Origin of the sequence: Streptomyces sp. NBC_00726 (assembly GCF_045161735.1) — a bacterium.
GTDB lineage: Bacteria > Actinomycetota > Actinomycetes > Streptomycetales > Streptomycetaceae > Streptomyces.
Window position 1 is genome coordinate 3092572 of the sequence record NZ_CP108983.1, and the last position, 13091, is coordinate 3105662.

Consider the following 13091-nt stretch of genomic DNA (forward strand, 5'->3'; position numbering starts at 1 on the left):
GCTCCTGTTCGGCGATATGGCTAGCAGGGCGGGAAGTCCATCAGCTCTCCATCGCGTTGAGGTTCGCGTGCCCTACGAGCGCCTGCGGCTCCTAAGCAGAGACGAGTATCGCCATGCGGCCCGCACCTCCTCCTCGCCCACCATCAACACCTGGGCAAGCCTCTTCCACTGGTGTGACCCCAGAATCGTCCGATCGAGCGCTACACCCTGCTCAAGCCTGCGATAGGCAACGTAGGAGATCTTGACCTGGAGAGCCACTTCCTCGCTGGACAGCCCCGCCCACATCCGCAGGTGAACGAGTTCTTCTTCTCCGCGTTGAACATCGAAGAGGTCCCTCGGCGAGCAGCCGAGGAGGTCGGCGATTACGCGCAGCCGCTTCAGGGACGGCGTTGAAAGCCCCGACTCCCACTTCCTCACCTCCCCGTATGGCCTGGGGAAGCCTGCCTGGATGGAGAGTTGCCGCGAGGAGATGCCGTTGGCGCGCTCTTCACGTAGTTCACGGAGCTTCCGAGGCGAAAATCCCTTGAGGGGCATGGTCATCATCTGCCCCTCTCTAGGAAGCACGCAGCGGTGCGTACTGGCTGATGTCCGGAGCCGGCCTCGTCGGCGAGGGAATGACCGACTTACCGCGCCCCGACGCCCACATGTTCCATGCGGTGAGGACCATGGCTAGTTGCTCGTTTCCGCGCCCAGACCCCTTGGTCCTCACCAACGCGTTACGCAGCAGAAGCCTGGGGTCCTTTTCCTTCGAGATCGCCCCCGTGATGAGCGCATTGAAGAAGGCGTCGACCGCGTCGTGCTGCTCAACCTGACGGTAGAGCAGGTAGGAGGACGCGATCCCGGCCGACCAGGTGAGGTGGCCGCCCTGCCGCAGGCGGTTGGCGAGGGAGGAGTAGCTCGAGCAGTCCCTGTACTGGCCGGCCCACTCCACGAACGTCGCTCGTGGGACGTAACTCTTTCCCCGCCACATCGACCAAGGAATGTCCCGTCGGTGATCGTAGAAGCCGAGGAGACGGATAGCAGATGCGATACCTGTCGCGTTCTTCTCCACTCCGGCCATTGTGACCAAGTCCGCGTAACTGCGCTGCCGGTGTCCGTCCATGTGAACGAACTCTTCGTGTGGGACGTTCTCGGCCAGCCAACACACGAGGGGCATCTGGGCCAGGACCGCAGCGTTCGCCCGGTGCTTGCCGTTAATGAAGCAGCCGTGGGCACAGAGACTGACAGTCTCGGCACTCTGCGTACCCCACCGTCCGGCGCCCATGTCCTCTGCTAGCCGGTTCACATGCCGCTGGTTCAGTGGCCTCGGGTTGCAACCCATCATTTCGGTGCGGGCCAGCCGCTCGGAGATCTCTTCCAGAGACAGCACGACCCTCCGGACCGTGACCTCCGTTTCGAGCGCTCGGAAGAAGTCGGACTGCTGTAGCTCCTGTGGGTTCTGGATTGGCCTGCCCACATCGGGCAGTGGCAAGGTCGTGTTCACGGTCGCTCTCCTTTGTGTTGCGGATCTGGATGCAACCCTCTGCATACGCGACGGAGAGCGACCCCCTCCGGATCAGGTCACCCGCAAGCGTGACACCAGCGCAATGGACTCACCCGAGTGGTCTAATCGGCAACCATTTACGCAGGCCACGTACACCATCTTCCCCGCACCTACAGACGCCACGGGGCACCCTTGGCAGCTGGCGCGGACCGTGGGGAGCTGGGGCCGACGACCCCGATTGGTGGAAACCCGGGCCGTCACTCACCGGCCAGGTTGCTCACACACACTGAGCGGCCGGCGGAGAAGAAGAAGGCGCTGCCGAAGCGGCTCATCGAAGTCCTTGAACTTCGCACCATCGTCACTCGCCAAGGTGTCGGCCGGACACAAGGTCGGCGGGTGTCTCTACCCCGCCGACCTCCGACGTGGGCGTCGGTGCTCTCAACACGCCGTCTCTGCCGCCGAGCGGACGAACCCGCGCCCAGCACTCGCCGACCAGCAACTGGCCGTGCGGCTACCTTGCCATTAGCCCGATCCCGCCACCGTGCGGCAGGGCGGCGAAGAAACAGGCAATCGTCAAGATCTTCTTCTCAGGACGACTTCGCGTCTCTCATCGCCTGGCAGCCCGTGGTGAGCTCGGCTGCCAGGCGCCCGACAGCAGCACTGCCCCTGCCCCCGCTACGTAAGACCGGGCAATCGGTCGCCGTCTGGCCCCGACAGCGACGCCATGACCAAGCCCTGCGGCAACCAGGTCTGCGATATCCCTCTCTGATCCCCACCAGGCCGCCCGGGCACGCACCCCGCAGGCTCCCGTTTCCCGGGCCGGCCTCGTCCCTCATCCTTGCCCAGCAGAGCAGACAACAACGGTCAGGTGCAGCTTCCACAGACCCTGATCCCCCAGTCACCCATAGAACATCTTCGGTGGCGACTGTTGCCGTCAGGGCCTGCTTTCGGCCTCAGCCGCGCAGGGCGGCGATGGCCTTTTCGATGCGGCGTTGGCGGGTTTCGGGCTTCTTCGCGGTCTCGATGGCGCGTACGTGTTCGCGCTTGCGGCTGTAGGCAAGGTTGTCGTACGCGGTGCGGGCGGCGGGTTCGTCGTCCAGGGCCTGGGCGAAGTCCGCGGGCTCCACGACGACGCGCGGTTCGGTGTCGAGTTCCAGCTCGACCTCGACCTCCTCGCCGGTCTCTGCACCGGCGGCCTGGCGGTTGGCTTTGCTGAGGCCGAGAAGATGGCGGCCGCGCAGGAGGGCGACCCGGCTCTTCCAGGAATGCCCGTTGACCGTGATGATCACCGGCGGTCGCGCGCCCCCGCCCAGCGCCGTCACCACCTCGGGCGGGACCTCCAGGCCCCGCATGGGCTCAGGTGGTTCGACGTGTGCGCGAAACTTCATGGGTCTCTCCTGCCTGGTCTGCCGGCTCGTGCCTGTGACCCTCACGCTAGGGCCGTGCCAAGGGTGGCGCTTCTCCATTCCTGACCGGCTTCGAGGCCCGCCCCGCTGAATATCTCTGTCAGCCGTCTCAGAATCTATCGGTCCGCACCGGAGGGGTTTCTGTTACGGCGTGCGCGGGAAAATGCCGGGCGCACATAAACCCTTCTCGGCGCGCTGCGGTCGGAACCAGTTGCAGTTGTGGTACCCAAACTCGAACATCGCCGCCCAGGGCTTCCGCGAGCTCCAGGAGGGCCAGAAGGTCTCCTTCGACATCGTGCAGGGCCAGAAGGGCCCGACGGCCGCGTTCGCATTTCATTCGGTCCGTGCCTGCGATTCCCCGCGCCGCTCTTTCGCTGCGGGATTCCTTGATGCGTGCCGTATCAAGGAAGGTTCAGCATGAACCCCACGCGCACGAACAACCGGTCCAGCCCGGTTCAAGGCCGACGCGCTTCCGTCCCGAGCCGATCGAATCGAGTGGTCGGCAGCCCGCCCCGATGCGGGGAGAATTCGCCCTGCCCAAGCCGGTCACCCCGGCACTGCCCGCGGTCGAGGCGTTCAGCGAGCTCGACCTGCCGGGGGCCTGCTGACCGCGCTCACCGCGCAGGGCGTGACCACGCCGTTGCCCATCCAGGAGGCGACGCCGTCGAACTCCCTGGCGGGCCGTGACGTCCTGGGCCGCGGGGACCGGCTCCGGCATAGACGCTCGCCTTCGGCCTGGCCCGCTGGCCCGCACCGCCGGTCAGCGCGCCGAGCCCCGTCAGCTGCTCGCCCTGGTCCTCGTTCCCACCCGGAAGCTCGCGCGGCAGGTCACCGCGCTCCTGGACCAGGTCCGCCCCTGGGGCCAGCGCATGCTGGTCCCCGCGACTCTGGACCGTAACGTCGACCTCCTGGTCCGGCGGTACCTCACGGACCCCGTCGTCCACTTCGTGGACCCCTCCCAGGGCTCGGTCACCGCCATGCACCACGTCCTGCACGTGCACGGTGCCGACAAGCACTGGCTGACGACGGAGATCGCGGCGTGCGAGGGGCGGGAGATCATGTTTCTGGACACCAAGCACGCAGTGGACCGCCTGCCCCAGCACTTCCTGGCCAGCGGGGTCCGTGCCGCCGCTCTGCACGGCGGGAAGTCGCAGCGCACCCGCCGACCGACCACAAGGACTACCTGTACCGGGGTGGCCGTACCGCGCGGGCCGGCGAGTCCGGCAGCATCGTCACCCTGGGCGCCAACGGCCAGCGCCGTAAAATGACCCGCCTCATGGCTGCGGCCGGCATCGTCCCCCGTACCATCGAGGTCCGCTCCTGCGAAGCGGCGCTCAGCCGGATCACCGGAGCCCCCCCCTCCGGCGTCCCCGTGACAATCACTGCGCCGGCCCCCGAGCGGCGGTCCGAAGGGAAGAGCTGGAAAGCTGAGCAGTCGGGAGGGCCCGACCGGTACACACCGGTCGGCTCCTTGTCGCGTACCGGTGATTCGTCCGCGCGGGCGTCAGTGCTCGGAGTACGTGAAGTCGCCCATGGTCCAGGCGCTGACGTCCTCGATCGCGACGCGGTACATCCCGCCCGTCTCCGGGATTCCCACCGTGCCCTGGAGGATCCGCGCCATGTGGAAGTGCAGATACGCGGGCGGCCCCTCCCTCCCGGCAGCGGTGGTGAACATGGCGGAGAACTCGCCCAGGCGGGCCGAGTCCGTCAGGACCTCCGACACCCGCTGCCGCCACACGGCTTCGGGCGCCAGGCGGCCGGTGATGACGGCACCACCGGTGACCACAGTGAGGGACATCTGATTGCTGTGCCCGGACTCCACCAGTGTGGCGACGTCAACGAGCAGCTCGTCAGGCTTCGACATGAGAGCCGATCTTATGCACGGGCCGCCCTGTCGTCCTCCGGTCGCCCGCTCTTCCCACAGCCGATAGATCGTAGTCATCCGCTCTGCGCTTCTCGTTGGGGGAGAGCCTCCGCGCTCCCCGACCCGAAGCGAACCCCTGCGTAACCCTGTGCCGGCGTCCTACGCTGTGACCGGAGCCAGTGACCCAGGGGGTGCCCGGCATGGATCCGATCACGGCAGCGGCGCTTACGGCCATGGCCGGCAGTGTCGGCGGGGACGCAGGCCGTCAGGCGTGGCAAGGTCTCACCGCGTTGGTGCGGCGCCCATTCCGGCGGCGGTCGGTGGAGGAGGCGCCCGGTGTCAGCTCCGGCGAGCTGGAGCTCGCGGAGCTGGAGAGCGATCCGGCCGACCCCGTGCGGGCGCAGGCCCTCGCGACCGCACTTGGTGTACGGGCCGCCCTGGACGGGGAGTTCCGCGCGCTCCTCGACGCCTGGTGGCAGGACGCGCAGCGCGTTGCCGCCAGCGAGGTGCACAACACCATCAGCGGAGGCACCCAGAATGGCCCGGTGATCCAGGGCCGGGACTTCTCCAGCCTCACGTTCAACATGCCGGAGCGCGAAGAGGACCGTTAGCGTCCGGGCACGCATTCCCTTTCCCGTGGCAGCCGCCGGCTGCGCTTGGCAGCATGCTGCAAGGTTCTGGCAAGGCTCCGTCGAGCCTTTCGTCCCCCTCACCGGGCATTCCGTCACCGGAAGCAGTTCGTGGCACTCGGTGATCGACCAACAGGGGGAAGCAGTGTCGGCGTTGAGTACGACCGGAACGAACGCGAACGGAACCAGCGCGGCTACGGCGAGCAGGTTCGAACGGGACACGGTTGGGGGACAGGCCGCCGAGTCCCGGCAGTGGTTGACTCTGGTGGGGCGCAAGCGGGTGCTGGCGGTGATCCACACCGTGACATACGGGAAGCGCCTGCTCGATGTCCTGTCGCTGCTGGAAGCCGACTTTCGGCTCCAGGTCTTCTTCACGGCACCGCCGCACGCCTTCGGTGATGACGTGCCCGCCTTTCTCGCCCGGTTCGGCGCCGTGGTGCTGCCATGGGACCAGGCCACTCGCATGCGCTTCGATCTCGCCCTCGCCGCAGGGCCGCGCGGTGTGGAGTACGTGGACGCGCCGCTGATCACGTTGCCCCATGGGGCCAACTACCTGAAGAGGGTGCGCGAGGGCGCGAACTCGGGAGTGGCGGGGCTGCGCAGGCAGGACCTCCTGCCCGGCGGGCGGTTACCGGCCGCCGTCGGTGTGCCGCACCACGCCGAGCTGCGCGAGCTGGCGCACAGCTGCCCGGAGGCCGTTCCGCTGGCTCATGTGCTCGGTGACCCCGTGCACGACCGCATCATCGCCAGCATGCCGCTCCGGGCCGTCTACCGCCGCGCGCTCGGGCTGGCCGAGGGGCAGAAGCTCGTCGTCACGGTCTCGACCTGGGGAGCCGACTCCTGCTTCGGCCGGTTCGACGCGCTGCTGCCACGGCTGATCGGGGAGCTTCCGGCAGCGAACTACCGCACCGCGCTGCTCGTCCACCCCAATGTGTGGTCCGGGCACGGCGCCTACCAGGTCAGGTCCTGGCTGGCACGGTGCGCACATCTCGGCATCGGGGTCGTGCCGCCCGAAGCGGACTGGCGCAGCATCCTGATCGCGGCGGACTGGATCATCGGGGACCACGGCTCGGTGACGCTGTACGGGACACTCACCGGTTCGCCGATCCTGCTGGCCGCTTCGCCCGAGCAGGAGATCAATCCCTCGTCGCCGGCCGCGACCCTCGCCGCCCATGCCCCGCGGCTGTCTCCCACCCACCCGCTCGTGGACCAGCTCGACTACGTGTCCAGGGAGTACCGGGACGAGGAATACGCGTCGATCAGGTCGCGCATCACCTCGGAGCCGGGCCGCTTCAACCGGAACATGCGCAGGCTGATGTACGGGCTCATGGGAATGGGCCAGCCCGCGCACGAGCCGGTGACCGTCCCGCTGCCGGAGCCCGTGCCACCGGCGGCGTGGGCGCCGGCCCTCGGGGAGGCGCTGGCGTGAAGCGCTTCGTCGTGGTCGAGGCATGCCCCTTTCCCGACGTGCTGCGCGCCCGATGCGCTCAGTTCTCGTACAGCGTGCGGCTGACCCCCGTCCGCCGGCCCCACCGCACATCGGTCATCGACGAGCACCTGGCGGTGAACGTGGATGCCTGTGCGGACGCTTCGCTGCTGGAATGCGGTGACGTGCTCCAGGGCAGCCGGGCGTACTCGGTCGCCGCCGCACTGCGCCGGGTGGTGGACCTCATCGCGGCCCACCCCGCATGCGGCGTCGCCGCGGTGCCTCTGGGCGGAGGGTTGAGCGGCTGGGCCCTTGCCGGTGGCTCGGACCGGTGCGCGATTCTCGTACCGTCGCGGGCCGGGCGGCCGGGTTGCGCGTCCGAGGAGCAGTCGCTGCTGCCTTCATGCCTGCATGCCTGGCTGGTGGCGGGACGTTCCTTACGCGAATGGCCTGACGCACACGTCGTACCGACCGGCTGAATCGCGGCCCCGCGGTCACCCCTCCCCGCCGAGCCGAAGCGCGTCGGCGGGGCTGGTGGTCTCGAACAGCGCGACGGCCCGTGCGAGGTACCGCCCCGCGGCCGTCCCGTCGCCCTGCTCCGCGGCGCTCTCCCCCAGCATCTCCAGGGAGCGTGCCTGCCAGAACGCGGCCCCTGACTCGGTGAACACCGCCAGGGCCGCGCGCATCCTGGCCGCGCCTTCCGCGTAGGAACCCGCTCGGGCCTGGGCGCGGCCCAGAAGGACGAGGGCTCGTGCGGCGTCATGGGGGTCGTTCACCGCGACCAACGCCTCGTGGGCCCGCGCGAAGTACCCGGCGGCCCGGTCGGGGGCGCCGGCCGTGAGAGCGATCTCGCCGAGGATGACGCGGGCCAGAGCCGCGCCCCGCGGATAACCACAGCCTTCCCATACGGAGATCGCGCGGTTGAGGTGAGTCGTCGCGTCGGCGGGCCGCCCGGCCTCGCGATGGCATGTGCCGATGCCCAGCAGCGCTTGGCCCTCGTCCCGGACGTCACCGGCTTCGCGTGCGGCCTCCAGGGACTCCCTGTACCAGACGAGGGCCTGCTCGGTGTGGCCGGCGGCGCCCAGACCGATGGCGCCTGAATTGAGCATCTGGCGCTCGGCCGCTCTGTTCCCGGCCTGCCGGGCGGCTTCCAGGCCGGTCTCGTACGCCTCGATCCAGTCCGCGTAATGCCGCAGGCGAAGGAAGAGGGGCCACAGGGCGTCCACCAGCATCCAGCTGGTGTCGTACCAGCCCTTGGCCGCGGCGAGCCTGACCGCGTCCAGCAGCTGGGTCCGGTGGGCATCGAGCCAATCGAGAGCCGCGACGTCGCCGTCGAAGGGCAGGGGCAGATCCGGCTGGTACGCGTAGACCCTGGGAAGTGTGAACTGCACCGGTGTCAGCCGCGCCTGCGCCGCCGACGCGGTGTACAGGCACCAGTCACAGAACCGGCGCAGCGCCTCGTCGCGGGCCGCGCTCGTCTCATCCTCCATGGCGCGGTCGTGTGCGTGGATCCGTAAGAGGTCGTGCAAGCGGCAGCTGTCGGGGCCGACATCCTCCACGAGATTCGCCTCGACCAGTTCGTCCAGACCGCGCTCCGCCCAGTCCAACGATTCGCCGCACGTGGCGGCCGCGATCATCGCGTCGAATGTGCGTACGGGAAGCACGCCCAGTGTCCTGTACAGGCGGGCGCTCCCGCCGCTCAGTACCGCATACGACGCGTCCAGAGCTTTGCGCACCGAAGTCTCCCCCTCCACTTCGAGGGCGGCCAGCCGGCCGCCTCCCGTGTCCCGCGCAAGGGCCTCCACGAAGGCCCCCACCGACTGACGCGGCCGGGTCGCGAGCCGCGCGGACGCCAGGCAGACAGCGAGCGGGAGGCCCGCGCACAGGTCCACCAGGCGTTGCGCCGACAAGGGCTCGTCCGCCACCCGGCCCGCGCCGATCCCCCGGGTGAGGAGTTCGACGCCGTCGTCCGGGCCGAGCGCGTCGAGCTGGTGAAAGCCCGCACCCTGCATGCGCAGCCCGGTCAGCCGGCTCCTGCTGGTGACGACTACGAGTCCCCCAGGTCCGGCGAGCAGCAGCGGACGGATCTGGGCGGCGGTGAAGGCGTTGTCCAGCATGACCGCGACCCGCCGGTCACTGGTGAGAGTCCGCCACAGGGCGGCCAGTTCGGCGGCGTCGGTGGACGGCGCGCCGACGCCCAGGGCCCGGAGGAACTGGGTGAGGATCTCCCCGGGCCCCACCGGTTTGCCCTCCGAATGCCCGCGCAGATCCGCGTACAACTGTCCGTCGGGGAATTCGGAGGTCATCGAGCGCAGCCATTTGGACACCAGAGTCGTCTTGCCGACGCCGGCCTGACCGCTGACGACGATCAGCCGCGATCCGCTGCCGCGTAGATCGTCCAGGGCCGCGAAGTCGCTGTTCCGGTTGGTGAAGTTCACCGGCACAGGCAGGAGCTGGCGTGGCGGCCCGGGCCGGACAGGTGCTGCCGCCGCAGGGTGAAGATGGATGCCACCGTGCACTTCACGGGCCTGGATGGTGGGTCCGCTCAGACTCGCCGCGCCACTGATCTCATTCGTGTGAGGGCCCCGCGGGACCGCGCTGGAATCGCTCATCCATCCACCCCCGTAGATCAATGTCAATTGCCTGCCCCCTTTCGCGTTCTACCCCGGTACGGGATCGAATGACCATCACAACCGAAGCGATTCACGCCAATTCCGGTAAGGCTGTATGGCGGTATTCGGCGCGGAGTGTCATGCTCGTGAACCATCCATCGGACCGGCGGGGGCGCTGGTGGAATTTCAGCTTCTCGGACCAGTGGGACTACGGCTGAACGGCCACTGGCTGACGCTCGGATCGGACAAGGAACGCCTGTTACTGGCCGCGCTCGCTCTTGATGCGGGCCGTCCTGTCGCGATCGGTGAGCTGATGGACCGCCTCTGGGACGGCGACCCTCCCGAGCGCGCCCGCGCGAACGCGTACACCTATGTGTCGCGTCTCCGACGGCAGTTGCGGGTGGCCGGCACTGGGCCGGACGCACCTGCCATCGTGGGCAGGGCGCATACCTACACCCTGCGCGCCGTGCGCGACGCCGTCGATCTGCGGCGGTTCCGGCACCTCGTCAACGCTGCGTACAAGAGCGCCGACGACGCACGCACGGTGGAGCTGCTGTCACGCGCGGAGGAGCTGTGGCAGGGCGAGGCGCTGGCGGGTCTGCCCGGGCTCTGGGCGGCGACCGTACGACGCACACTCATGGAGTCACGGCTGAGTGCCTGCACTTCGCGCATCGCGGCCGGACTGCGGCTGGAGCGCTTCAGCGATTACGTGGGCGAGCTGACCGCCCTGGTCGACCGGCATCCCGGCGACGAGACGCTTCTCGGCCAGCTGATGGTGGCGTGCTACGGCAGTGGAAGGTACGCGGAGGCACTGCGCGTGTACCAGCGGGCGCGGCAGTCACTGCGGGCGGAGTACGGAGCCCTGCCCGGCACCGAGCTCGATCTGATCCACCAAGGTGTACTGGCCCGCGTGCCCGCGCACGAACTGGCTCACGGGGGCGGCGTGAAGCGGACCGCCACGCCGCTCGTTACCGCCGTTGCCCCGGAGGGCCCTGCCGGTACCCCGTCCGAAACATCCGACTCCGCCAGTCCCCCGCCCGCTGTGCCACCACGCCGGAATCTGCCGCAGCAGCCTTCGCTCGTGGGGCGACGGCCGGAATTGAGGGCGTTGACCTCGATGATCGCCGGAAGGGCCGCGCAAGGCGGGACGGTCATCACCGTGGAGGCGGTCAGCGGTATGGCGGGGGTCGGCAAGACGGCCTTGGCCGTCGCCACGGCCCATCTGCTGACCGACACGTACCCGGACGGTCAGCTCTACATCGATCTGCGCGGCCATTCTCCCGCCCAGGAACCGCTCACCGCACGGGCAGCGCTGGCGACTCTGCTGAGGCTGCTCGGCGCGCCCGCCTTCTCCATCCCCTCCGAGCTGGAGGCGCGCACCGCTCTGTGGCGGACCATGCTGGCCGGGCGGCGCGTGGTCATCGTCCTGGACGACGCCACCGGCCCCGGACAGGTGCGCCCTCTACTGCCGGGCGGGTCGTCGTGCCTGACGATCGTGGCCAGCCGCCGCCATCTGACCGGGATACCCCAGGCACTGTCCGTACCACTCGATGTCCTGCCCGAAGAGGACGCCGTCGAGCTCTTCCGCGGGTTCGCGGGAAGGGCACGGACTCGCGACACCGGTCAAGTGGCGCGGATAGCCGGCCTCTGCGGGTGTCTTCCCCTCGCCATCGAGCTGGTGGCTCACCGGTTCCGCGCCCGTACCTCCTGGACATTGGAGGTCCTGGCCGAGCGCCTCGCACGAAGTCCCGAACGGCTGGCGGAAATTCACAGTGCGGATCAGGAACAGGAGATGGCGCGCGCATTCGCCCTCTCCTACCGGGATCTCACGGCGCAGCAACGGACGGCATTCCGGCGCCTCGGGCTCCATCCCGGCCCCGAGTTCACCACCTCAGCGGCGGCCGCGCTGCTGGATCTGCCGCACGACACGGCGGAACGGCTGCTCGAAGGGCTGGTGGCGTGCCACCTGCTCCGCGAGCCCTCACCCGATCGCTATCGCTACCACGACCTGCTCAAGGAATACGCCTGCGGCCTGTCCGTCTCGGAGGACAGCGAGCAGGAGCGCAGTCGGGCCATGAACCGCCTGACGGATTTCTATGTCACAACAGCGGAGGCCGCGGACCGGATTGCCTACCCCCATCGGGTACGGCCGGAAGCGGCAGTGCCGCCGCCTCCGGTGGATTCGCGGCTCCTGACGGACTTCACCGCGGCACGGTCCTGGCTGGCCGCGGAGCGCGGCAATCTTCTGGCTGTCGAAGAGCACGTCCGACGTAACGGTGATACCGGGCCGGCCGCCCGGCTCTCCTGCGCCCTGGCGGGATTCCTCCAGGGGGAATGCCACTGGCACGACGCCACGAAGCTTCTGGGGCACGCCGTCACCCACTGGGAGCGGGCCCATGACGCGTCGGCTCTCTGCCTGGCGCTGGTCGACCTGTGTGCGGCGAGTGCGAGTGTCGGTGACTACGCGGAGGCCGCCACGGCCGGGGAACGGGCTCTGGAGCTCGCCCGGGCTCGGGCCGACCGGGCCGCCGAGGCTGCGGCGCTTCGCGTACTGGGCACCCTGAACTGGCATCTGGGCGAGAACCGGAAGGCGCTGGTCCTGCTCCAGAAGTCGTTCGCACTCACCTCACTGTCGGACGATATCTGGGAGCAGGCGCGCAGCCGGAACAATATCGCGGTGACCATGCTCTTCCTGGGGGACCGCGAGCGGGCTCTCACTCATTTCCTCAAAGCTCTCGACGGATTCCGCAGCGCCTCCGACAGAACTGCCGCATCCCAGACGCTCAACAACATCGGGGAGTTACAGATGCAGACGGGCGACGTAACCTCGGCCCGTCGATCGTTCGAGGAATCTCTCACATATCTGAAAACCGAAGGAAGCCGGTACGACTGCGCGACCGTGCGCAGAAATCTGGCCGAGTCACTGACCGAATCGGGCGACCCTTCGGCCGCCCTTCCCGCATTCGAGTCGACGCTTACGGAATTCCGGGCGCTCGGCGACCGCAAGAGCCAGGCCGAGACCATGCTCGGGATCGGCGAGGCGCATTGGCGGCTGGGAAACGTCGAGGAGTCCGGCCGGCATGTCCTCGAAGCGCTGAGGATCGCGCAGGACATCGGAGCAGCTCATCATGAGATCCAGGCGTTACGCCGGCTCGGTCGCGCGGACTTCGCCGGTGGCCGCCTGACCGTCGCGGCGGACCGCCTCCGGACGGCGGCGGCCATCGCCGCCAGGACGGACGACGTCAAGGAAGAGGCCGCCGCCCGGACGCTGCTCGCGGAGGTACTGCTGGCCGCCGGGAATATCGGCGAAGCGCGGGCTTCGCTGCGGCGGGCATTCACCTTGAATCAACATCGGGATGCCGCCGAGGCGCAGCGCGTCGACCGCCACCTAAAGGCACTCGAACATATATGTGATACCCGTCGGGGAACCCGCCCGGGGGAGCGCGAGGCGCAATAGATATTGCCTTTGGCATATACCGGAGGCAATATGCCCCACAGAATAAAGCCGGTTCGCTTGTCTTACTATTCTGCTACTCTCCGCATGATCAACGCGGAAGGACGAATAGCTAGTGAGCAAGATTCTGGCGGTCACCACCCTCATCTGCATGACCGCCCTGGCGACAGCGGCACATTCCGGTGTCGCAACGGCATCCCCCAGAAGCAGCCTGCAG

General features: G+C 68.5%; 9 protein-coding genes and 2 pseudogenes. 6 read left to right on the plus strand and 5 right to left on the minus strand.

Annotated elements, in window-relative coordinates; all coding sequences use genetic code 11:
* Window positions 1–72: 72 nt before the first annotated feature.
* The 3 genes from OG338_RS13745 to OG338_RS13755 form a co-directional block, all read right to left on the minus strand.
* On the minus strand, window positions 73–540 hold the full coding sequence (locus OG338_RS13745) for a helix-turn-helix domain-containing protein (protein ID WP_405937610.1): 468 nt from the start codon (window positions 538–540) through the stop codon (window positions 73–75).
* A 13-nt stretch (window positions 541–553) separates the two neighbouring features.
* Window positions 554–1483 carry a hypothetical protein gene (locus tag OG338_RS13750; protein ID WP_405937611.1) on the minus strand — a complete coding sequence of 310 codons (930 nt, stop codon included), beginning with the start codon at window positions 1481–1483 and terminating at the stop codon, window positions 554–556.
* A 953-nt stretch (window positions 1484–2436) separates the two neighbouring features.
* Window positions 2437–2871, minus strand: a complete 435-nt coding sequence (locus tag OG338_RS13755) for a YdeI/OmpD-associated family protein (RefSeq protein ID WP_405937612.1) — start codon at window positions 2869–2871, stop codon at window positions 2437–2439.
* Window positions 2872–3121: 250 nt separating this feature from the next.
* Here OG338_RS13755 and OG338_RS13760 point away from each other — a divergent pair.
* Window positions 3122–3211, plus strand: a pseudogene (locus OG338_RS13760) (cold shock domain-containing protein); the annotation flags it as partial.
* Between the two features lie 95 nt (window positions 3212–3306).
* Window positions 3307–4324: pseudogene (locus tag OG338_RS13765) on the plus strand (hypothetical protein); the annotation flags it as partial.
* 69 nt (window positions 4325–4393) lie between these two features.
* Here OG338_RS13765 and OG338_RS13770 read toward each other — a convergent pair.
* On the minus strand, window positions 4394–4753 hold the full coding sequence (locus OG338_RS13770) for a hypothetical protein (RefSeq protein ID WP_405937613.1): 360 nt from the start codon (window positions 4751–4753) through the stop codon (window positions 4394–4396).
* A gap of 293 nt (window positions 4754–5046) precedes the next feature.
* Here OG338_RS13770 and OG338_RS13775 point away from each other — a divergent pair, with 293 nt between their 5' ends.
* From OG338_RS13775 to OG338_RS13785, 3 genes are all read left to right on the plus strand, one after another.
* On the plus strand, window positions 5047–5364 hold the full coding sequence (locus tag OG338_RS13775; protein ID WP_405937614.1) for a hypothetical protein: 318 nt from the start codon (window positions 5047–5049) through the stop codon (window positions 5362–5364).
* Between the two features lie 283 nt (window positions 5365–5647).
* The gene (locus OG338_RS13780) at window positions 5648–6811 is read left to right on the plus strand and encodes a hypothetical protein (protein WP_405940416.1); all 1164 of its coding nucleotides are present in this window, start codon (window positions 5648–5650) and stop codon (window positions 6809–6811) included.
* Window positions 6808–7287 (plus strand): hypothetical protein, encoded by a 480-nt coding sequence (locus OG338_RS13785; RefSeq protein WP_405937615.1) that lies wholly within the window; start codon window positions 6808–6810, stop codon window positions 7285–7287. The genes OG338_RS13780 and OG338_RS13785 overlap by 4 nt, the downstream gene beginning before the upstream one ends.
* 15 nt (window positions 7288–7302) lie before the next feature.
* On the opposite strand, the gene OG338_RS13790 is transcribed toward OG338_RS13785, so the two are convergent.
* Window positions 7303–9246, minus strand: a complete 1944-nt coding sequence (locus tag OG338_RS13790; RefSeq protein ID WP_405937616.1) for an NB-ARC domain-containing protein — start codon at window positions 9244–9246, stop codon at window positions 7303–7305.
* A 289-nt stretch (window positions 9247–9535) separates the two neighbouring features.
* Here OG338_RS13790 and OG338_RS13795 point away from each other — a divergent pair, with 289 nt between their 5' ends.
* The gene (locus OG338_RS13795; RefSeq protein ID WP_405937617.1) at window positions 9536–12877 is read left to right on the plus strand and encodes an AfsR/SARP family transcriptional regulator; all 3342 of its coding nucleotides are present in this window, start codon (window positions 9536–9538) and stop codon (window positions 12875–12877) included.
* Window positions 12878–13091: the final 214 nt, after the last annotated feature.

Excerpts from the sequence above, each read along its gene's own strand:
- OG338_RS13745 (WP_405937610.1), bottom strand. The coding sequence starts at position 540 with ATGACCATGCCCCTCAAGGGATTTTCGCCTCGGAAGCTCCGTGAACTA.
- OG338_RS13755 (WP_405937612.1), bottom strand. The coding sequence starts at position 2,871 with ATGAAGTTTCGCGCACACGTCGAACCACCTGAGCCCATGCGGGGCCTG.
- OG338_RS13770 (WP_405937613.1), bottom strand. The coding sequence starts at position 4,753 with ATGTCGAAGCCTGACGAGCTGCTCGTTGACGTCGCCACACTGGTGGAG.
- OG338_RS13795 (WP_405937617.1), top strand. The coding sequence starts at position 9,536 with ATGGCGGTATTCGGCGCGGAGTGTCATGCTCGTGAACCATCCATCGGA.